At 52.4% G+C, this 20,956-nt stretch carries 23 protein-coding genes; 11 read left to right on the forward strand and 12 right to left on the reverse strand.

Annotated features, from left to right (window positions below; all coding sequences use genetic code 11):
- The first annotated feature begins 56 nt into the window (after positions 1-56).
- The 5 genes from ACO0U8_RS22660 (at position 57) to cysE (ending at position 3,257) form a co-directional block, all read left to right on the forward strand.
- Positions 57-488 carry a rhodanese-like domain-containing protein gene (locus tag ACO0U8_RS22660; protein ID WP_056774527.1) on the forward strand — a complete coding sequence of 144 codons (432 nt, stop codon included), beginning with the start codon at positions 57-59 and terminating at the stop codon, positions 486-488.
- Positions 489-541: 53 nt separating this feature from the next.
- Positions 542-793, forward strand: coding sequence for a glutaredoxin 3 (gene grxC / locus ACO0U8_RS22665; RefSeq protein ID WP_056774530.1), 252 nt, complete (start codon positions 542-544; stop codon positions 791-793).
- Between the two features lie 63 nt (positions 794-856).
- A complete protein-coding gene (secB, locus tag ACO0U8_RS22670; protein WP_056774533.1) occupies positions 857-1,327 on the forward strand; it encodes a protein-export chaperone SecB in 471 nt (156 codons plus the stop codon).
- The gene (gene gpsA, locus ACO0U8_RS22675) at positions 1,327-2,346 is read left to right on the forward strand and encodes an NAD(P)H-dependent glycerol-3-phosphate dehydrogenase (RefSeq protein ID WP_056774536.1); all 1,020 of its coding nucleotides are present in this window, start codon (positions 1,327-1,329) and stop codon (positions 2,344-2,346) included. The genes secB and gpsA overlap by 1 nt, the downstream gene beginning before the upstream one ends.
- A gap of 89 nt (positions 2,347-2,435) precedes the next feature.
- The gene (gene cysE, locus ACO0U8_RS22680) at positions 2,436-3,257 is read left to right on the forward strand and encodes a serine O-acetyltransferase (protein ID WP_056774538.1); all 822 of its coding nucleotides are present in this window, start codon (positions 2,436-2,438) and stop codon (positions 3,255-3,257) included.
- Positions 3,258-3,306: 49 nt separating this feature from the next.
- Here cysE and trmL read toward each other — a convergent pair whose 3' ends face one another.
- The 3 genes from trmL to cpxR are packed head-to-tail and all read right to left on the reverse strand — an operon-like array spanning position 3,307 to position 5,886.
- Entirely contained in the window at positions 3,307-3,780 is a 474-nt protein-coding gene (gene trmL / locus ACO0U8_RS22685) for a tRNA (uridine(34)/cytosine(34)/5-carboxymethylaminomethyluridine(34)-2'-O)-methyltransferase TrmL (protein WP_056774541.1), read from the reverse strand.
- 37 nt (positions 3,781-3,817) lie between these two features.
- On the reverse strand, positions 3,818-5,188 hold the full coding sequence (gene cpxA / locus ACO0U8_RS22690) for an envelope stress sensor histidine kinase CpxA (protein WP_056774544.1): 1,371 nt from the start codon (positions 5,186-5,188) through the stop codon (positions 3,818-3,820).
- On the reverse strand, positions 5,185-5,886 hold the full coding sequence (gene cpxR / locus ACO0U8_RS22695) for an envelope stress response regulator transcription factor CpxR (protein WP_056774547.1): 702 nt from the start codon (positions 5,884-5,886) through the stop codon (positions 5,185-5,187). The genes cpxA and cpxR overlap by 4 nt, the downstream gene beginning before the upstream one ends.
- Before the next feature lie 151 nt (positions 5,887-6,037).
- Between cpxR and cpxP the strand changes: the two genes are divergently transcribed.
- The 3 genes from cpxP (at position 6,038) to ACO0U8_RS22710 (ending at position 9,056) form a co-directional block, all read left to right on the forward strand.
- The gene (cpxP, locus tag ACO0U8_RS22700) at positions 6,038-6,547 is read left to right on the forward strand and encodes a cell-envelope stress modulator CpxP (RefSeq protein ID WP_056774550.1); all 510 of its coding nucleotides are present in this window, start codon (positions 6,038-6,040) and stop codon (positions 6,545-6,547) included.
- A 345-nt stretch (positions 6,548-6,892) separates the two neighbouring features.
- Positions 6,893-7,879, forward strand: a complete 987-nt coding sequence (gene pfkA, locus ACO0U8_RS22705) for a 6-phosphofructokinase (protein ID WP_056774553.1) — start codon at positions 6,893-6,895, stop codon at positions 7,877-7,879.
- A 187-nt stretch (positions 7,880-8,066) separates the two neighbouring features.
- Positions 8,067-9,056: a sulfate ABC transporter substrate-binding protein gene (locus tag ACO0U8_RS22710; RefSeq protein WP_056774555.1), complete on the forward strand. Its 990-nt coding sequence runs from the start codon at positions 8,067-8,069 to the stop codon at positions 9,054-9,056.
- Positions 9,057-9,127: 71 nt separating this feature from the next.
- Here the strand turns inward: ACO0U8_RS22710 and tpiA are convergent, their stop codons facing one another.
- The gene (gene tpiA, locus ACO0U8_RS22715) at positions 9,128-9,895 is read right to left on the reverse strand and encodes a triose-phosphate isomerase (protein ID WP_056774557.1); all 768 of its coding nucleotides are present in this window, start codon (positions 9,893-9,895) and stop codon (positions 9,128-9,130) included.
- Positions 9,896-10,022: 127 nt separating this feature from the next.
- A complete protein-coding gene (locus tag ACO0U8_RS22720) occupies positions 10,023-10,631 on the reverse strand; it encodes a DUF1454 family protein (RefSeq protein ID WP_056774560.1) in 609 nt (202 codons plus the stop codon).
- A gap of 158 nt (positions 10,632-10,789) precedes the next feature.
- Here ACO0U8_RS22720 and ACO0U8_RS22725 point away from each other — a divergent pair, with 158 nt between their 5' ends.
- Entirely contained in the window at positions 10,790-11,212 is a 423-nt protein-coding gene (locus ACO0U8_RS22725) for a DUF805 domain-containing protein (RefSeq protein WP_056774563.1), read from the forward strand.
- 14 nt (positions 11,213-11,226) lie between these two features.
- On the opposite strand, the gene fpr is transcribed toward ACO0U8_RS22725, so the two are convergent.
- Positions 11,227-11,973: a ferredoxin--NADP(+) reductase gene (fpr, locus tag ACO0U8_RS22730; RefSeq protein ID WP_421671662.1), complete on the reverse strand. Its 747-nt coding sequence runs from the start codon at positions 11,971-11,973 to the stop codon at positions 11,227-11,229.
- Positions 11,974-12,270: 297 nt separating this feature from the next.
- Here fpr and emrD point away from each other — a divergent pair, with 297 nt between their 5' ends.
- Positions 12,271-13,464: a multidrug efflux MFS transporter EmrD gene (gene emrD / locus ACO0U8_RS22735; protein ID WP_122097082.1), complete on the forward strand. Its 1,194-nt coding sequence runs from the start codon at positions 12,271-12,273 to the stop codon at positions 13,462-13,464.
- 63 nt (positions 13,465-13,527) lie between these two features.
- Here emrD and glpX read toward each other — a convergent pair whose 3' ends face one another.
- From glpX to ACO0U8_RS22750, 3 genes are all read right to left on the reverse strand, one after another.
- Entirely contained in the window at positions 13,528-14,538 is a 1,011-nt protein-coding gene (glpX, locus tag ACO0U8_RS22740) for a class II fructose-bisphosphatase (protein WP_421671663.1), read from the reverse strand.
- A 143-nt stretch (positions 14,539-14,681) separates the two neighbouring features.
- Positions 14,682-16,205 (reverse strand): glycerol kinase GlpK, encoded by a 1,524-nt coding sequence (glpK, locus tag ACO0U8_RS22745; protein ID WP_056774575.1) that lies wholly within the window; start codon positions 16,203-16,205, stop codon positions 14,682-14,684.
- 45 nt (positions 16,206-16,250) lie between these two features.
- The gene (locus tag ACO0U8_RS22750; RefSeq protein WP_056774579.1) at positions 16,251-17,099 is read right to left on the reverse strand and encodes an MIP/aquaporin family protein; all 849 of its coding nucleotides are present in this window, start codon (positions 17,097-17,099) and stop codon (positions 16,251-16,253) included.
- A 587-nt stretch (positions 17,100-17,686) separates the two neighbouring features.
- On the opposite strand from ACO0U8_RS22750, the gene zapB reads away from it, so the two are divergent.
- The gene (zapB, locus tag ACO0U8_RS22755; protein WP_056774584.1) at positions 17,687-17,926 is read left to right on the forward strand and encodes a cell division protein ZapB; all 240 of its coding nucleotides are present in this window, start codon (positions 17,687-17,689) and stop codon (positions 17,924-17,926) included.
- 63 nt (positions 17,927-17,989) lie between these two features.
- On the opposite strand, the gene rraA is transcribed toward zapB, so the two are convergent.
- The 3 genes from rraA to hslU all read right to left on the reverse strand — a co-directional run bounded on the left by rraA (position 17,990) and on the right by hslU (position 20,955).
- Positions 17,990-18,475: a ribonuclease E activity regulator RraA gene (gene rraA, locus ACO0U8_RS22760; RefSeq protein WP_056774588.1), complete on the reverse strand. Its 486-nt coding sequence runs from the start codon at positions 18,473-18,475 to the stop codon at positions 17,990-17,992.
- Positions 18,476-18,595: 120 nt separating this feature from the next.
- Entirely contained in the window at positions 18,596-19,522 is a 927-nt protein-coding gene (locus ACO0U8_RS22765; protein ID WP_136375876.1) for a 1,4-dihydroxy-2-naphthoate polyprenyltransferase, read from the reverse strand.
- A gap of 98 nt (positions 19,523-19,620) precedes the next feature.
- Complete coding sequence (gene hslU / locus ACO0U8_RS22770; RefSeq protein ID WP_056774596.1) at positions 19,621-20,955, reverse strand: HslU--HslV peptidase ATPase subunit; 1,335 nt, start codon at positions 20,953-20,955, stop codon at positions 19,621-19,623.
- Between the last annotated feature and the right edge of the window lies 1 nt (position 20,956).

Raw genomic sequence — 20,956 nt, forward strand, 5'->3', positions numbered from 1 at the left:
CAGGTATACTCTGAAGCCTTGAATTTTCCCCCAACTGACGGGAGTTGCTACACCCCATGCAAGATATTATGCCATTCATCAGTGCGCATCCGGTTCTCAGCCTGGCGTGGGTTGCGTTACTGATTGCAGTAATTGTGACCACCTTTAAAACACGTTTTTCTAAAGTGAAAGAGATCACCCGTGGTGAAGCAACCCGCCTGATCAACAAAGAAGATGCCGTCGTTGTCGATGTGCGTACGCGTGAAGAGTTCCGCAAAGGCCACATCGCCACCTCTTTAAATGTGCTGACCACAGACATTAAAAGCAACAATCTGGGTGAGCTGACAAAACACAAAGCACAGCCGGTCATCGTGGTATGTGCAACGGGCCAGACTTCCCGTACTGCAGCTGAAGGCCTGATCGCCGCCGGTTTTGAGCGTGTGTTCACGTTGAAAGAAGGCATCAGCGGCTGGAGCGGTGAAAACCTGCCACTGGCGCGCGGTAAGTAAGATCTCAGCCCAATCGCAACGGCATTAAAATCTACGACTTAGAGGTGGAACACATGGCTAAAATTGAAATCTACACCAAGGCAACCTGTCCTTATTGCCATCGTGCGAAAGCTTTGCTGAACAGCAAGGGCGCTTCATTCGATGAAATTGCCATTGATGGCGATGCAGATAAACGTGAAAAAATGATCGCCCGTAGCGGTCGTTCCACCGTTCCTCAGATTTTTATCGATGGACAGCACGTTGGCGGTTGCGATGATTTACATGCACTTGATGCACGCGGTGGCCTTGACCCGTTGCTGGGTTAATTTGGCGGCAGCGTATTTTCGTTAAGTGTTTAAAAGGACTATTAACTCAAGGGTACTACTCACATGTCAGAACAAAACAACACCGAGATGGCTTTCCAGATCCAACGTATTTACACCAAAGACATCTCTTTCGAAGCGCCAAATGCACCTCAGGTTTTCCAGCAAGACTGGCAACCAGAAGTGAAACTGGATCTTGATACCGCATCCAGCCAGCTGGCTGAAGGCGTGTACGAAGTGGTATTGCGTGTAACAGTAACTTCTTCACTGGGCGACGAAACGGCGTTCCTGTGCGAAGTTCAGCAAGGCGGTATCTTCAGCATCTCCGGTATTGATGGCAACCAGATGGCACATTGCCTGGGCGCATATTGCCCGAACATCCTGTTCCCGTATGCCCGTGAGTGCATCACCAGCCTGGTTTCCCGCGGTACCTTCCCGCAACTGAATCTGGCACCTGTTAACTTCGACGCGCTGTTCATGAACTATCTGCAACAGCAAGCTGAAACCGAAGGTGCTGAACCACATCAGGATGCCTGATGAAAACCGTCAATGCGTCAATGACTGTAATCGGTGCCGGATCGTACGGCACCGCTTTAGCAATTACTCTTGCCAGAAATGGCCATCCCGTTGTGCTGTGGGGACACAATCCCGACCACATCAACGCCTTACAACGTGCCCGTTGTAATCAGGAATTCCTTCCTGATGTCCCTTTCCCTGACAATTTACTGCTTGAGACTGATCTGTCCGTCGCGTTAGCGGCCAGCCGTAATGTGCTGGTTGTTGTGCCGAGCCATGTGTTTGGTGATGTGCTGCGTCAGCTGAAACCACATCTGCGCCCTGATGCGCGAGTCGTGTGGGCGACGAAAGGTCTTGAAGCAGAAACCGGACGGTTGTTGCAGGATGTCGCGCGTGAAGAGCTGGGTGATGCTATTCCGTTAGCGGTTGTCTCTGGCCCAACCTTCGCCAAAGAACTGGCGGCGGGTATGCCAACGGCAATTTCTCTGGCGGCGACCGATGCCAGTTTTGCCGAAGATTTACAGCAGTTGCTGCATTGCGGCAAAAGCTTCCGTGTCTACAGCAACCCTGATTTTATCGGTGTGCAGCTGGGCGGGGCGATTAAAAACGTGATTGCCATCGGAGCCGGGATGTCTGACGGTATTGGCTTTGGTGCCAATGCCAGAACGGCGTTAATCACCCGTGGTCTGGCGGAAATGACGCGTTTAGGTTCCGCTTTAGGCGCCGATCCTGCCACCTTTATGGGCATGGCAGGTTTAGGTGATTTGGTGTTAACCTGCACAGACAATCAGTCCCGCAACCGCCGTTTCGGCATTATGCTGGGGCAAGGCAAGGATGTTCAGACCGCTCAGGACACCATCGGCCAGGTTGTTGAAGGTTACCGCAATACCAAAGAAGTACGGGCTCTGGCGCAGCGTAATAACGTTGAAATGCCGATCACGGAACAGATTTATCAGGTGCTTTACTGCGGTAAAGATGCCCGTGAGGCCGCAATCAGTTTACTTGCCCGTGCGAGCAAGGACGAAAAACACAGCCACTGACAGGCGAATGAGAAGAATAGCCACCTTGTTGGTGTTCCCGACAGGGCGGCTTTTTATTATCCGAACTTGCAAAGTCGTAAGGAACAGTGATGTCGTTAGAAGAATTAGAGCTGGTCTGGAATAACATTAAATCAGAGGCGCGAGCACTGGCTGAGTGTGAACCTATGCTGGCGAGCTTCTTCCACGCGACGTTACTTAAGCATGAAACCTTGGGCGGCGCGCTGAGCTACATCCTTGCCAACAAGCTGGGTAACCCGATCATGCCTGCGATGGCGATCCGTGAAGTTGTCGAAGAAGCCTATCGCAACGATGAACAAATGATCCTTTCAGCCGCGCGCGACATCCTGGCGGTGCATCAGCGCGATGCCGCCGTCGACAAATATTCCACCCCGCTGCTTTACCTGAAAGGGTTCCATGCGTTGCAGGCCTATCGCATCGGCAACTGGCTGTGGAAGCAGGACCGCAAAGCGCTGGCGATATATTTCCAGAATCAAATTTCCGTTTCCTTTGGCGTGGATATCCACCCGGCGGCACGCATTGGTTGCGGCATCATGCTCGACCATGCCACCGGGATTGTGATTGGTGAAACTGCCGTGGTAGAAAATGACGTTTCGATTCTGCAATCGGTCACACTCGGCGGTACCGGTAAAACTTGCGGCGACCGCCACCCGAAAATTCGTGAAGGTGTGATGATTGGCGCAGGCGCGAAAATTCTCGGTAACATTGAAGTTGGCGTGGGTGCAAAAATCGGTGCGGGGTCAGTGGTATTGCAGTCAGTACCCGCACACACCACCGCTGCAGGTGTGCCGGCACGCATCGTCGGCAGGCCGGAGAGCGAACGCCCTTCAATGGATATGGATCAGCACTTTAACGGTATTGTGCAGGGTTTCGAATTCGGAGATGGGATTTGACACTTTGATGGCATGCCTCTGCATGCCATTCTCTTCTCTTGCTGCCCCGTTATTCCTTCAGTAATGCGCCAGGGTATCCCAGCTGGCGCCACGCTTCATACACCACCACCGAAACGGCATTCGACAGATTCATGCTGCGGCTTTCTGCCAGCATTGGAATGCGGATTTTATGTCGGGCGGGCAGGTTATCTAAGATATATGCCGGAAGGCCGCGGGTTTCGGGGCCGAACACCAAAAAATCATTGTCCTGATAGCTGACGGCGCTGTGCGCGGGCGTACCTTTGGTGGTCAGTGCAAACAGGCGTTGTGGATTTTCGCTGCTGAGGAAGGCGTCGTAATTCGCATGATGTTTGATATTGGCGAATTCATGGTAATCCAGCCCGGCACGGCGCAGACGCTTATCGTCCCAGCCGAAACCCAGGGGTTCGATGAGATGAAGCTGACAGCCGGTATTGGCACAAAGGCGGATAATGTTGCCGGTATTTGGCGGGATTTCTGGTTCAAATAAAACGATGTTAAGCATGCGTCCCCCTGATAGAGGGACGCAGAATAGCAGAAACTTAACGCTGGTGCAGTGGCAGCCAGATAATCAGTCTCAGGCCACCCAACGGGCTGTCTTCCGCCCTGACCTTACCACGGTGCTGCTGAACGGCCGTATCGACGATAGCCAGGCCAAGCCCGGTACCGCCAGACTCGCGATCGCGCGCTTCATCAGTGCGATAGAACGGACGGAAAATCTGTTCACGGTCGGTTTCACTGACGCCAGGACCATCATCGTCTACGGTAATGGTGATCCCGTCACTGTCGTGGGCGAAATTCAGTGCGATATGGTGATGTGAATAACGCAGGGCGTTACGCACGATATTCTCCAGTGCACTGTCGAGAGCAGCCGCATTACCGATGAGTTTCCACGGACCCGGAGGTGACGTTACCTCCAGCGTTTTGCCCATTTGCTCGGCTTCAAACTGCGCATCGTCAATCACGCCAGCCCACAACTCATTGGCTTTCAGTGTTTCACGGGACAACTCATTCTTATGCTGACTGCGTGAAAGCACCAGTAAGTCATTGATCATGCTATCAAGACGCTGGGCTTCGTTTTCGATACGTTGCAGCTCTTTACCTTCACCGTGACGACGGCGCATCAGTGCAGTAGCCAGTTGCAGACGCGTCAGAGGTGTTCGCAGCTCATGCGAGATGTCCGAAATCAGGCGTTGCTGTGCCGTCACCATGCGTTCGAGTGCACTCACCATCTGATTAAAGCTGGCGCCGGTAGCGAGGAATTCCTGCGGTCCGGCTTCAAGCTCCGGATGCTGTTTCAGATTTCCCCGCGCCACGTCGTCTGCCGCATTTTTCAGCTTACGTGCCGGTTTTGCCAGACTCCACGCCAGCCAAAGCAGCAGCGGGGCGCTTATCAGCATGGTCACGATGAGCAGCAACAGTGGGCGGTCGAACATCAGGTTGATGAAATCAGACTGAGAACTGCTGGCCGGGCGCATCAGATAGAGCTGGTAATTGTCTTCGCCGTCCCGAACTGAGAACGGGCCAACCATTTCAACACGACCGTATTTTTTCTTTTTCGGACGATCTGAGTTATCAGACTGACCGATAAAGTTACGCACAATCTGCATTTCATTGCGTTGTGCGCCTATCACACGACCTTCGCTGGTGACCAGCAGTAAACGCTGGCCGGGCGGAGCCCACTTATCAATTGCGCGAAACAATCTGCGCCACCACATCAAATCATTTGCCGGATCGTTCACCAGCTCAGCTTCGACGTGTTGTTCAATCATCAGGCCTTGCCGTTGTTCGTTATCGAGCAACGGCGTTATCTGGCGTGAATCGAGTTTCGGCACCATCAGTACCAACATTAACACCAGGGCTAATGTGAACCAGAAAATGGCAAAAATGCGTGCCGTAAGGCTGTTTATCATGAAGCAGAAACCATCAGATAGCCGCGTCCGCGCAAGGTTTTAAACCACGGATGTCCGTCCTGACGGTCGGGCAATTTACGGCGCAAATTCGAGATATGCATGTCAATAGCGCGGTCAAACGGCGTCAGACGTTTACCCAACACTTCCTGACTCAGATGTTCACGGGAAACCACCTGGCCGAGATGTTTTGCCAGTAAATACAACAGGGTAAATTCGGTACCCGTTAAGTCCAGCGCCTCACCATCGAAGCTGGCTTCCTGACGCCCCGGGTTAAGTTGCAGGCCATCCACTTCCAGCGTAGGGGAACCGTTGTTCTCATTGGTTTGCTGTTGTTCACTCCAGTTGGAACGACGCAACATCGCCCGAATGCGGGCAACCAGTTCACGATCATTAAACGGTTTTGGCAGATAGTCATCGGCACCCAGTTCGAGGCCAAGAACACGGTCTAATTCACTGCCGCGAGCGGTTAACATAATCACCGGCGTCTGATGGCGCTGGCGTAATTCTTTAAGGGTTTCAATGCCGTTTTTCTTCGGCATCATGACGTCAAGCAACAGCAGATCGATGGTGTTATCAACTTTCTCTAATGCCTGCTCACCATCGTGAGCAACCACAACATTAAAGCCTTCCATTTCGAGCAATTCTTTCAAAAGTGAAGTCAGTTCACGGTCATCATCAACTAACAAAATTTTATTCATTGTATTTACCTCTAGACGCAAAATACGTCATCAATTGCCGCTATTCCATGACTTTACGTACTTTTACAAGCACTGACGCTTGTTTGCAGCAGCAGGTTTAGACTGCTTTTCAATGATTCGCGATAAGCGATAAAGACTTTAGGAGTGTGTGATGTTTAAGGCAGCTTCACTGGGTTTGGCCACGCTACTGACACTGGGTTCAGGTGTCGCTTTAGCAGAGGGTGCAAAACCGATGTCGGCGATGCCAGCAGAACATAATAGCACGATGTTGGAGAAGCCTCAGGATCGCAACACCATGTTTGATGGTGTAAATCTGACGGAGCAACAACGACAGCAAATGCGTGACCTCATGCACCAGGCGCGTAAAGATTTGCCTGATATTAATGTAGAACAGTTAGAAACAATGCACCGACTGGTTACCGCTGAGAAATTCGATCAGCAGGCTGTTCGGGCGCAAGCCGAATTGATGGCTCAGGAGCAGGTGGATCGACAGGTTGAAATGGCCCGCATCCGCAATCAGATGTTTAATCTGCTGACGCCTGAGCAAAAAAACGTATTGAACCAGAAACACGAGCAGCGCATTAAACAAATGCAAATGCAGTTATCTGGCTTACAACCCTCTTCTGCCCAGAAGACGAGTAGTACCAGCACGACCGAGTAAGATCCCTGTTTTTCCTTGCCATAGACACCATCCCTGTCTTCCCCCACCGAAAGGTGGGGTTTTTTTTGTCCTGAGTTTGCCCTCTTTCTCATAAAGCTGAATTAACAAGCTGGAAATCTGTCTGTAACGAACGGGAAATATGTTGTAAAAGCCGTATGAATCAGTAAATTGCGAAGTACAGAGCGTTGTAAGCGAGTTCTTGCTGACTTGAATCAATTCAGCTCCGGTGTTTTGTTATACTATAGGCTCAAATGCTAATAAGCCCTTTGGCTGCATAAATTAAATTCGCCCAACAGGCAGGCTCAAAATTCTTAAGAAATTGCATCTACAAGTTCAGAGGTAGTCATGATCAAAAAAATTGGTGTACTGACAAGCGGTGGCGATGCCCCAGGCATGAATGCTGCGATCCGTGGCGTTGTGCGTGCGGCTTTATCGGCAGATTTGGAAGTTTTCGGTATTGAAGATGGCTACCTCGGCATGTATGAAAACCGCATGAGAAAACTGGACCGCTATAGCGTGTCAGATATGATCAACCGCGGTGGTACTTTCCTGGGTTCTGCGCGTTTCCCTGAGTTCCGTGATCCGGACATGCGTAAAGTTGCCCTGCAGAATATGAAAGATCGCGGTATCGACGGCCTGGTGGTGATCGGGGGTGATGGCTCCTACGCAGGTGCAGACCTGCTGACCAAAGAAGGCGGCATTCGTTGCATCGGCCTGCCAGGAACTATCGATAACGACGTAGCGGGTACCGACTACACCATCGGTTTCTTCACTGCGCTGGGTACTGTGGTAGAAGCGATTGACCGCCTGCGTGATACCTCTTCTTCACATCAGCGTATTTCTATCGTGGAAGTGATGGGCCGTTATTGCGGTGACCTGACTCTGGCAGCTGCCATTGCCGGTGGTTGCGAGTTTATCGCTATTCCTGAAGTTGAATTCAAACGTGATGATCTGGTTGCTGAAATTAAAGCCGGTATCGCGAAAGGTAAAAAGCACGCCATCGTTGCTATCACTGAAAAGTTAGATGATATCGATGAGCTGGCTAAATACATCGAGAAAGAAACCTGTCGTGAAACGCGTGGCACCGTATTGGGCCACATCCAGCGCGGTGGTGCGCCAGTCGCTTACGACCGTATCCTGGCTTCCCGCATGGGTGCTTATGCCGTCGACCTGCTGTTGGAAGAAGGCCGTGACTACACCCATGGCGGTTTCTGCGTCGGTGTTGAAAACGAGAAAATGGTTCATGAATTAATCTCTGTGTGTATTTCCCCAGAGAACAAGAAAAGTAAATTCAAAGAAGACTGGTACGACACAGCGAAAAAACTGTTCTAAAACAGAATTTTACTTGTGTGAAAGAGCCTCCTTAACAGGAGGTTTTTTTTGACCTGTTTTCTGGTTATTCCATAAAGTAATAGTAAAAAACCTTTTATTCTTTATTCGTTTTCTTTTTCTCTGGCAGGCTCTCTTCATCAGACCAAACAAATGAAATTCATAGAAACTACTTCTGGGAGAGAGTGCGATGCGTAAATGGGGTGCAGGCCTGGCTTTACTGCTGGTAGCAACAGGGGCGATTGCCAAAGACATTCAGATTCTGAACGTGTCGTACGATCCAACCCGCGAATTCTATGAGCAATACAATAAAGCCTTCAGCAAATACTGGCTGGGAAAAACCGGCGACACGGTCACAGTACGCCAGTCGCATGGCGGCTCGGGCAAGCAGGCCACTTCGGTCATCAATGGTATTGAAGCAGACGTTGTGACCCTGGCACTGGCCTATGATGTTGATGCGATTGCTGAGCGTGGTCGCATCGACAAGAACTGGATCACCCGGTTGCCGGATAACTCCGCACCTTACACCTCCACCATTGTGTTCCTGGTGCGTAAGGGCAACCCGAAACAAATTCATGACTGGAATGATTTGATCAAACCGGGCGTGTCAGTGATTACGCCGAACCCTAAAACGTCAGGCGGCGCACGCTGGAACTATCTGGCTGCGTGGGGTTATGCCCTGCATCACAACAATAATGACAAAGCCAAAGCGCAGGACTTTGTGAAAGCGCTGTATAAAAACGTCGAAGTGCTGGATTCCGGCGCCCGTGGCGCAACCAACACTTTCGTTGAGCGTGGTATCGGTGATGTGCTGATCGCATGGGAAAACGAAGCGCTGCTGGCGACCAAGGAAGTCGGCAAAGACAAGTTTGAAATTGTGACACCGAGTGAGTCAATCCTGGCTGAACCGACAGTTTCTGTGGTGGACAAAGTGGTCGACAAGCGTGACAGTCGCACCGTAGCAGACGCTTATCTGAAATACCTGTATTCACCGGAAGGCCAAACTATCGCGGCGGAAAATTATTATCGTCCACGAGATCCTGAAGTAGAGAAAAAGTTCGCGTCTGAATTCCCTAAACTGAAGCTGTTCACCATTGATCAGGTTGCAGGCACCTGGGCTCAGGCACAGAAAGAGCACTTCGCGACTGACGGGATTTTCGACCAAATCTCTAAGCGTTAATGCCGAGAAGTAAATTCAGGCAATAAAAAACCCCGGCGTGCCGGGGTTTTTTGTGCGCGAAAGAAACAGGCTTACGCTTGTTTAGCTTCAGCTGCCGCTTTAACGATCACAGCGAAAGCATCTGCTTTCAGTGACGCGCCGCCAACCAGTGCACCGTCGATGTCTGGCTGAGTGAACAGTTCTGCCGCGTTAGCCGCGTTAACAGAACCGCCGTACTGGATGATCACTTGTTCAGCAATCGCAGCGTCTTGTTTTGCAACGTGGTCACGGATGAACTTGTGTACAGCCTGAGCCTGGGCAGGCGTGGCTGATTTGCCGGTACCGATCGCCCATACGGGTTCGTAAGCGATAACCGCACCTTCGAACGCTTTTGCGCCCAGGGTGGTCAGAACGGCGTCCAGCTGTTTAGCGCAAACGGCTTCAGTCTGACCCGCTTCGTTTTCTGCTTCAGTTTCGCCGATGCACAGAACAGGGATCAGGCCAGCGTCTTTCAGCACGCCGAATTTCTTGGCGATGAACTCATCGCTTTCTTTGTGGTAAGTGCGGCGTTCTGAGTGACCGATGATGATGTATTTCGCACCGATATCTTTCAGCATGTCGGCAGAGATTTCACCGGTGAATGCGCCGGACAGGTTAGCGTCAACGTTCTGAGCGCCCAACGCAATGCGGCTGCCAGCCAGAGCGTGTTTAGCCTGTGACAGGTAAACTTCTGGTGGAGCAATCGCAACGCCACAACCTTCGACCGTGCTCAGTTCAGTGCGCAGAGCAGCAATCAGTTCGTTAACCATGTGGGTGCTACCGTTAAGCTTCCAGTTACCCATCACTAATGGATGTCGCATGTTTTTTCCTCCAAAAGGGGACGCGAATGTCGATTAAAATTTCTGCCAAACAAGCAGATTACCTGTGCAACAGTATAGAGATCATTGAAGATAAAGGCTTTGCTTTTCGTCATTAAAAACCGTCATCTCATGGCTCAGCCAGGGCCAGCTTGACCGGCTCAACGGCAAACGTCAGGCCTTTTTCGCCATTATCCGAAACCACAAAACGGACCGCGCCAACTTCCTGCTGATAAAACTGCTGGCCTTTCCCTTTTTGGATCAACGACGCCACTTTTGCCACGCTTTGCTCTGTCGAAAGGGTGGCATCGAACTGGCGCATCAGGTTAGCCATATAGCTCATCGCCAGAGTGCGGGCGGCCTTTTCTTCTGCCCCCTGGATAGGAAGATAAGTGATTTGCAGCGTTTTGATTTTACCGGTGCCTTTTTCAAGTGCAGTAGAGGCATACAGATTTTCATTAATTTTACTGGCCGCGCGGGTCAGAGGGCTGTTGGCCGCTTTTTCATTTATCGAGCGGAATTCACCAATCTGTTGCGTTGGATTGGCTTCATTGTACTTTGCCCGAAAGTTGATCAGGGTTGTTTCGAACGTCGGGGCGCCGGCCAAAAGGTAAGGTGCTTTCGGCATCTCTTCTGCGCCAGAATGTTCAGCGGGCGGATCGGCAAGGGCAATGTTCGGGCCTGCGAGCGTCAGCAAAACCGGTAGCGCCAGAGATAAAATGGATTTTGCAGCATTCATAGTATTTTTCTTATCCTCTCTGTATAGACCGATTAAAGCGGGGATCAGGGGGTAATGTCAAAAGGAGACCGTAAACATTCTCATGGCGGCGATCGCTGGGTTACACTCGCTCCGGCTTCACTTTTTACTCCCATTGTCTTCTACGGAACTGATTGTCAATGACGTTACAGCACGCACTGTTTTCTTTTAATGGCCGCATGGGCCGACGGGATTTTTGGCTCTGGATGGTCAGCTGGCTGATTCTGATGGCGGCAGATTTTTTCTTTGCTGCACAGGGATGGGTCACCTATCAGTCTGCCGGATTTGCACTGGTGGTTTTACTGTGGCCGACCGCCGCTGTGCTGGTGAAAAGGTTGCATGACCGTAATAAATCGGCATGGTGGGCGCTGCTGTTTGTGCTGGCATGGATGCTGGTGGCCGGAAACTGGGCGGCAGCGATGCCGCAGACATGGAGCTGGGTATTAGGCCGTCTGGCGCCTTCGGTGATTTTCATCATGCTGATCGTCGACTGTGGTGCTTTCGTGGGTACGCCGGGCACAAATCGCTTTGGCCCGGAGCCGGACGAGGTCAAATTCAAATAACGTTGCGGCGAAACCTACCAGTAATGTTCGCTGGTCATATGGCCCGGTTTACGTTTCAGGTGTTTGCGCATGCCCCGGGTATCTTTCAGAACTTGCTGGGTATCGCGCACCATCTGAGGATTTCCGCACAGCATAACGTGGCTGTCTTCCGCTGACATTTTCAGGCCAACGGCCTCCTCGAGCGCACCGCTTTCAATCAGTGCCGGTACACGGCCAGACAGTGAACCTGAGATTTCTTCCCGGCTGACGACGGTTTGAATGTGCAGTTTGCCCTCGTAACGGCGTTGTAGTTCCTGCATCAGAGGCAAATAGCTGAGATCGGCGGAGAAACGCGCGGCGTGAACCAGAACGATGTGTTTAAAACGTTCCAGCCCCTGGCCCTCCTGCAAAATGGACAGATACGGCCCGATGGCGGTGCCGGTGGCCAGCATCCACAGCTGGTCGCATTCCGGAACTTCATCAATCACGAAAAATCCTGCGGCCTCTTTGGTGATCTGAATCTCGTCGCCGGGCTGCATGACGTGCAGTTTAGGGCTGAGCTTCCCTTCCGGCACGTTGACCAGATAGAACTCCAAATCAGCGCTGGAAGGGGGATTTACATAAGAATAGGCGCGCTGTACCCGCTCGCCGCCTATCTCCAGAGAGAGTTTCGCAAACTGACCTGCGGTAAAAGGATCGGCTGGCGCATTGACCGTGATGCTGAACAAATTATCCGTCCAGTGCTCAACTTTTGTGACTTTTCCCGTGACCCAGTCAGCCATAAAAACTCCCGTCTTTTTTGATTACCGAATGTAGGTGCTGATTTTATTTCAATTTTTTACGATCCCTTATCGGTTAAATGTTATCAGCCTGTTCCTCTGCCGTTATCTGCTGTCGAAATCCGTACACTGTGCGTTACACCAGTGGCTCCCCTTGCTGCCAGCCGTTGCACCGGAGAGTTTGCCGCAACACTCGCTTATTCATCTTAATTTGTTAACTTATGCGCCGCCGTAAGATAAACGGATTTACCGGTTATTTATTCTGCACTTTCCCTACTCCATTTGATAATGAACTGAAAAATGAAAAATCTCGAAAACATTCACCTGCTGGTAATGTTGATTTTGCTGGTGGCCGTCGGTCAGATGGCGCAAACCATTTACGTGCCGAATATCGCCGATATGGCCACCAGTCTGTCGGTTAAACCCGGCGCGGTACAGCGGGTGATGGCTGCGTATCTCATCACCTACGGGGCTTCGCAGCTGGTGTATGGGCCACTGTCAGACAACATTGGTCGCAAGCCGGTGATCCTGGCCGGGTTGATGGTTTTTCTGGTGGGTGCCGCGGGCGCGATGATGTCCTCCAGCCTCAATATGCTGATCGTGGCCAGTGCGGTGCAGGGAATGGGAACCGGCGTAGCGGGCGTCATGGCGCGGACAATGCCGCGTGACCTTTACAGTGGTGGGGCGTTACGCCACGCCAACAGTTTGCTGAATATGGGGATTCTGATCAGCCCGTTGCTTGCGCCGGTGATTGGTGGCGCGCTGTCTGCATGGTTAGGCTGGCGCGCCAGCTTTGGTTTTCTGCTGATGCTTTGCGCAGGCGTTGCATTTTCAATGTACCGCTGGTTGCCGGAAACCCGTCCTGAATTCACTGCTGACCATCAGCCTCGTAAAATGCTCAGCAGTCTGCGCCTGCTGCTGGCGGACGGTAACTTCAGTCGTTATCTGGTGATGCTGGTGGGTGCGCTGGCCGGTGTGGCGGTGTTTGAGGCCAGCTGTGGCGTGCTGATGGGTGGCGTTCTCGGGCTGAGCGGCGTCATGGTCAGTATTCTGTTTATTCTGCCGATCCCGGCGGCATTTTTTGGCGCCTGGTATGCCGGTCGGTCTGAGAAAAGTTTCCAGCAGCTCATGTGGCATTCTGTGATCAGCTGTCTGCTGGCGGGGCTGACGATGTGGATCCCCGGCTGGCTGGGCATCATGAACATCTGGACGCTGATCGTTCCGGCCTCCCTGTTCTTCTTTGGCGCAGGGATGTTATTCCCGCTGGCGACCACCGGCGCGATGGAGCCTTTCCCGTATCTCGCCGGTGCGGCCGGTGCGCTGGTGGGCGGATTACAAAATATGGGATCGGGGCTGGTGGCATGGTTATCGGCGATGTTGCCGCAAACCGGTCAGTTCAGTCTGGGGTTGCTGATGTTTGCGATGTCGTTACTGATTTTGCTGTGCTGGTGGCCGATGTCGAATCGTCTTCAGGAGCAAGGGCATCGGGTTTAAGCCTCTCCTCAGGTGAAAAAAAAGCAGAGCCAGGTGCTCTGCTTTTGCCTTTCTTGTCTCGCGTCAGATGATAAACGCGTGCAGTGCGGCGTCTTTACGGTCGAGATAATGCGTCGAACGTATACGACGGATGGTGCGGGATTTACCCCGGATCAGCAGCGTTTCGGTCGTCGCCATATTTCCCTGACGGCTGATGCCTTCCAGCAGATCACCTTTGGTAATGCCGGTCGCAGAGAAAATCACGTTGTCATTACGCGCCATGTCATCCAGCTGCAGCACTTTGCCTGCTTCAATGCCCATCGCCTGACAGCGTGTCAGCTCTTCTTCGCCTATGCGGCGGTTTTCCGGGGTATCGCCTTTCACGTCATGGCGTGCCAGTAAGCGGCCCTGCATGTCACCATCCAGCGCGCGGATCACCGCGGCGGAAATCACCCCTTCCGGCGCGCCGCCGATGCCATACAACACATCAACTTCACTGTCCGGCATGCAGGTGAGAATAGTGGCTGCCACATCGCCGTCCGGGAAGGCAAAAACCCGTACTCCGGCCGCCAGCATTTCACGAATCGCCTCGTCGTGACGCGGTTTCGCCAGCACGGCTACGGTCAGCTCGGTCAGCGGTTTGTTCAGCGCGCGGGCAACATTTACGAGGTTTTCCGCCAGCGTCAGATCCAGATTAATCGCGCCTTTTGCGCCGGGCCCGACGGCGATTTTTTCCATGTACATATCCGGCGCATTGAGGAACGAGCCTTTATCGCCGACGGCCAGAACGGCCAGTGCATTGGATTGCCCCATTGCCGTCATGCGGGTACCTTCAATAGGATCGACGGCGATATCCACGGCATCGCCGCGGCCTGTTCCGACTTTTTCGCCGATATACAGCATTGGCGCTTCGTCAATTTCCCCTTCGCCAATCACGATGGTGCCATCGATATCGACGTTATTAAGCATGATGCGCATCGCCTGAACGGCGGCGTTGTCAGCGAGGTTTTTATCGCCACGGCCAAGCCATTTATACCCAGCCAGGGCGGCCGCTTCGGTCACGCGGGAGAACTCGATTGCTAATTCACGTTTCATTGGAAAGCCTGTAGGAAGAAAAAAGAGATCGGTGAGGCAAAGGCTCATCTGTGCGGGGGATTTTAGCACAATGGGAAAGGCGCATAAAAAAACTCCCCGGCGGGGAGTTTTTTAGGACGGTGTTGGCGAAAAAAAAGCGGCGATTACTCGTCGTGATCTTCCCATGAACGAACGCGTGCCACGGCTTTTTGCCAGCCTTTGTAGCGTACATTACGTTCTGTGGTTTCAATGCTTGGGCGGAATTCACGTTCGATGGTCGCTTTGCTGCGCACTTCGTCCAGATCGTTCCAGAAACCGACGGCCAGCCCGGCAAGGAAAGCAGAACCCAGCGCGGTGACTTCAAGAACGGCAGGGCGCTCAACGCGGGTACCGAGAATGTCTGACTGGAATTGCATCAGGAAGTTGTTCGCTACCGCACCGCCATCCACGCGCAGAGACTGCAGGCGGGTACCGGAATCAGCCTGCATGGCATCAAGCACGTCACGCGTCTGATAGGCGATAGACTCCAGCGTTGCACGGATGATGTGGTTGCTGTTTGCACCACGGCTCAGACCGAAGATCGCGCCACGGGCATACGGGTCCCAGTAAGGGGCGCCAAGGCCGGTGAAGGCAGGCACCACATACACGCCGTTGGTGTCTTTCACTTTGCTGGCGAAATATTCGGAGTCTGTGGCATCGCTGATCAGTTTCAGTTCGTCGCGCAGCCACTGAATGGAGGCACCCCCGACGAATACCGCACCTTCCAGCGCATAGTTCACTTCGCCTCGCGGACCACAGGCAATCGTCGTCAGCAGACCATTTTTGGAGGTTACCGCTTCTGTGCCGGTGTTCATCAGCAGGAAGCAGCCAGTACCATAGGTATTTTTCGCCATACCCGGTTGTACGCACAGCTGACCATACAGCGCGGCCTGCTGGTCACCGGCGATACCGGCGATAGGAATACGCGTACCGCCTTTACCCCCGATGTTGGTCTGACCGTAAATTTCAGAAGAAGGGCGAACTTCCGGCAGCATGGCGCGCGGAATATCCAGCACTTCCAGCATACGTTCATCCCATTCCAGATTATGAATGTTGAACATCATGGTACGCGAGGCGTTAGTGTAATCAGTTACGTGAACACGTCCCTGAGTCATTTTCCACACCAGCCAGGTATCCACGGTGCCGAACAACAGCTCGCCGCGTGCAGCGCGTTCACGGGAACCTTCAACGTGGTCGAGGATCCATTTCAGTTTGGTACCAGAGAAGTACGGGTCAACCACCAGACCGGTGTTATGACGGATGTACTCTTCCATCCCGTCTTTCTTCAGCTTTTCACAGATGTCAGCAGTACGACGGCATTGCCACACAATCGCGTTATAAATCGGCTTGCCGGTTTCTTTTTCCCACACGATGGTGGTTTCACGCTGGTTGGTGATACCGATACCGGCGATCTGATCGGAGTTGATGTCGGCTTTCGCCAGCACTTCTACCAGCACCGAGCTCTGGGAAGACCAGATTTCCATCGGGTCGTGTTCCACCCAGCCGGATTTCGGGTAGATCTGGGTGAATTCGCGCTGTGAAACGCTGACGATGTTGGCATCGTGATCCAGAACTACGGCGCGTGAGCTGGTTGTACCCTGATCAAGTGCGACGATGTATTTTTTTTCGTGAGTCGTATCTGCTGACATAATTTTCATCCTGCGAATAAGTTAGCTTTGGAACAGTTTAGCCGATCAGGCTTTACGCTGTTTGGAAGGCTGAGGCGCTTTTTCATCTGCAATATCATTGATCTGATGTGGCAGATGACGACCAATCAACGCTTTGTACGCGATGGCACCGAGTGAAGCGCCGAGCAGCGGGCCAAAAATCGGAACCAGGAAGTAAGGAATATCACGTGCACCGGTGAAGGCGACTTTGCCCCAGCCAGCGAAGTAAGCGAACACTTTCGGACCGAAATCACGCGCCGGGTTCAGTGCGAAGCCGGTTAACGGGCCCATTGAAGCACCGATAACCGCGATCAGAATACCGATCAGCAGCGGAGCCAGCGGGCCGCGTGGAATGCCGTTGCCGTCATCCGTCAGGCCGAGGATCAGCGCCATCAGAATGGCAGTGATCACCGTTTCAACCAGGAAGGCCTGCAGTACGCTAATGTGCGGGTTTGGATAGGTGGAGAAGATACCGGCCAGATCCAGACTTTCGACACTGCCGCGCACCATATTATGGCTTTGCTCGAAATCGAAGAACAGGTTGTAGTAAAGACCGTAGACCAGCGCTGCGGCACAGAAGGCACCGGCGACCTGCGCCACGATGTAAGGCAGAACTTTGCGTCCTTCAAAGTTTGCAAACAAACATAACGCGACGGTCACCGCCGGGTTCAGGTGTGCGCCTGAAATCGCTGCGGTCAGGTAGATGGCCATTGCCACACCCAGACCCCAGATAATGCTAATTTCCCACTGGCCAAAGGTAGCACCGGCCAGTTTCATTGCTGCGACACAACCCGCACCAAAGAAAATGATAAGCCCGGTACCCAGAAACTCAGCGATGCACTGACCTTTTAATGTGGAACTCATGGTTTGGCTCATAGTTGGATCCTGCTAAGGATGATGTTAATGGTTAGTTATAGTTTTTCTGTTATGCGTACGTGAACGTAATCGGATTTTGCCGTTCATCATTAAATGAGAACGTAATGTGAATTTATCGTTAACGAGCATAAACGAGAAATAGCGAAATCGATTTTTGTGTGTTGTGTCATAAAAATGAGCGATTTCGCGTGTTGAAAGGTCCTGCCGACCGGTAAAAAGCCCACACCGTGACATTCCCGTGAAGGCTGTGAAGCTAAAGGCGCATGTCGGATGGCGCTCAGGGTATTCGGTATTCGCTGACATTTCTGGAGGGTGACTCTGCTTTTTAAGCATTTCCTGATACTCAGCCTGTGAAAATTGCAACAGACTGCGTGCAGAGAGGGGTTCTTGGTAGACAGGGCAAGGCTGGCTACATACAATCACTCGTTAAGACACCCGCCGTTTTTTTGAAATCCCGGTGAAGTTCAAACGTCATTGCGATTTGAATTTATTATAGAAATCGGCGAAGTGCAGGAATTTTTGAGCCGTGTCCGGACGATGCGGCAGAACATAAGATGTGCGCCTTGCGAACATAAGGGGACCGAAAAATGTCATTTGAAGTATTTGAGAAACTAGAAGCTAAAGTTCAGCAAGCGATCGATACCATTACTCTGTTGCAGATGGAAATCGAAGAACTGAAAGAGCAAAACAACACCTTGTCTCATGAAGTTCAGCAGGCGAGTGGTAATCACGAGTCGCTGGTGCGCGAAAACGCACAGCTGAAAGAAGAGCAACACGTCTGGCAGGATCGTCTGCGTGCACTGTTGGGAAAAATGGAAGAAGTCTAACGGCTTCATTTTCCAAATAAAAAAGGACGCCCAGGCGTCCTTTTTTGTTGCTGTAAGCGAAGGTTATTCGATATCGAGCGGGTCTTCTGACAGGATGATACCGGTGTTATCAGCATACAAGTGGTCGCCGGAGAAGAAGGTCACGCCGCCGAAATTAACACGAATGTCGCTTTCGCCGATCCCCTCACTGCCTGCGCCAGCCGGAATGGCTGCCATAGCCTGAATGCCAAGGTCGAGCTCTTCCAGGTCATCCACCTGACGAACCGCACCGTAAATCAAAATGCCTTCCCATTCGTTTTGCAATGCCTGACGTGCCAGACCGGCATCAAGTAATGCACGACGAACAGAACCGCCGCCATCGACCACCAACACGCGGCCACGACCATTCTCTTCCAGCAGGTCATAAAGCAAGCCATTGTCTTCGAAACACTTCACTGTCGTGATTTGCCCGCCAAATGAAGTACGGCCACCAAAGTTGGAGAACAGGGGTTCGACAACATTCACTTCTTCATGGTAGATATCGCAAAGTTCGGAAGTATCGTATTTCATAGGATTTCATCTGGTTGCTGCATGAACGTTCAGTATATCCCTTATCGGCGGATGTTGGCAAAATCATCAATTGTTAAATGTGAAAAGTGACCCGATTAGCGCACGCCAGGCCACTTTTCTTCAATTCAGTAACAGACCCACTGCAAACAATACGTTAGTCAGTAACGCAGCTTTTACCATGTGCTCCAGCAGAGGGCGTACTTCCATTGAGGTTTTTGCGCGATTCACCCGGCGGATATGGATTGCCAGCACCGGTACGGCCAGAAGAAACAGCCAGCCGGTCCAGTGATGCAGATATACGGCAGAGAATACCGCCAGACAAATTGCGGCGGCAGTCAGGATGACCGTGTGATAACGACGCGCATTGACCGGCCCCAGACGGACGGCCAGCGTGTTCTTGCCATTGGCGCTGTCGGTGTCGATATCACGCAGGTTGTTAATGTTGAGCACTGCAGTGGAGAGCAGGCCGGTCGCCGTTGCTGGCAGCATCACAATCCAGTCGAAGTATCCCGCCTGCAAATAGAACGTACCGGCAACGCTTATCCAGCCAAAGAAAATCAGCACCGAAATATCACCGAGGCCCATATAACCGTAAGGGCGCGTCCCCACGGTATAGGTGATTGCCGCGCCAATCGACAGCAGCCCGAGGATCAGAAAACCGACTACGTCGCTGGGTTTATGACAGGCCACGGCGATCAGCGCGACGCCACAAATAATGGTCAGCGCGATGGTGAGCATAATCGCGTGTTTCATTTGTGAGGCGGTAATCATCCCTTTTTGCATGCCGCGCAAAGGCCCGACGCGATCAGGCGTATCGCTGCCTTTTTCGGCATCGCCATAATCATTCGCCAGATTGGACAGGATTTGCAGACACCCGGCGGTGAGCAGCGCCAGCAACGCCGTCAGCGGATGGAAAACGCCTTGCAGGCTGGCAATGGCCGAACCCATCACGATAGAGGCAAAAGCCAGAGGCAGCGTTTTGGGACGCAGGCTTTCGAGCCAGGCGCGGGCGGGCGTCGTCGGAGTGCAGGGAGTCATAGTGCTCATAGATGGATTCGCTCAGGTGAACAAGTCAGTCCGAAATCTAAAAAAAATCAGGGAGGCAAACGCCTCCCTGAAGATCACTTTCGGAACGTATGAGCAAATTATAAGATAAAACGGCTCAGATCTTCATCAGCTACCAGCTGATCAAGGTGGCTCCTAACATAATCTGCATCAATGTTTATGGAAATACCGTTGCTTTCGCTCGCGTCGTAAGAGATATCTTCCATCAGACGCTCAAGAACCGTATGCAAACGACGGGCACCAATGTTTTCGGTGGTTTCGTTGACCTGCCATGCGGCTTCGGCGATACGGCGGATACCGTCAGCGGTGAAATCAATGGTGACGCCTTCGGTCGCCATCAATGCTTTGTACTGATGAGTCAGCGAAGCACTCGGTTCGGTCAGAATGCGTTCGAAGTCTTCAGTCGACAGCGCCTGCAGTTCAACACGAATAGGCAGACGCCCCTGCAGTTCAGGGATCAAATCTGACGGGCTGGCAGTCTGGAACGCACCGGAAGCGATAAACAGGATGTGATCTGTTTTCACCATGCCGTGTTTGGTAGAGACTGTGCAGCCTTCCACCAGCGGCAGCAGGTCGCGCTGCACACCTTCGCGCGAAACATCCGGGCCGGAGCTCTGGCCGCCGCGTTTACAGATTTTGTCGATCTCATCGATAAACACAATACCGTGCTGCTCGACGGCTTCGATCGCCTGTTCTTTCAGATCTTCCGGATTCACCAGTTTTGCCGCTTCTTCTTCAACCAACAGCTTGTAGGCTTCTTTGATTTTCAGTTTGCGCGGTTTTTGTTTCTGTCCGGCCATGTTCTGGAACATGGACTGAAGCTGGTTCGTCATCTCTTCCATGCCCGGCGGGGACATGATTTCCACGCCAACAGGACCGGAAGCCAGACTGATTTCAATTTCTTTGTCGTCGAGCTGGCCTTCACGCAATTTTTTGCGGAAATTCTGGCGCGCGGCAGAAGGTTCCTGCGTTTCGTCTGCCTGGCCCCAGTTGTTTTTCGCCGGCGGGATCAGCACATCCAGAATACGTTCTTCGGCCAGTTCTTCGGCGCGGAAACGGTTCTTTTCGATGGATTGCAGGCGCACCATTTTCACGGCGGAGTCGGTCAAATCGCGGATAATAGAATCCACTTCTTTACCGACATAACCGACCTCGGTGAATTTGGTCGCTTCGACTTTGATGAACGGTGCGTTCGCCAGTTTCGCCAGACGGCGGGCGATTTCGGTTTTACCCACACCGGTCGGACCGATCATCAGAATGTTTTTAGGGGTGACTTCATGGCGCAGCGCTTCGTCGAGCTGCATGCGACGCCAGCGGTTACGCAGGGCAATGGCCACGGCACGTTTCGCTTTGTCCTGGCCAATGATGTAGCTGTCTAGTTCGCTGACGATCTCGCGCGGGGTCATCTCAGACATA

This window comes from Rahnella sp. EDr1-12 (assembly GCF_049206505.1).
GTDB classification, from domain to species: Bacteria; Pseudomonadota; Gammaproteobacteria; order Enterobacterales; family Enterobacteriaceae; genus Rahnella; species Rahnella rivi.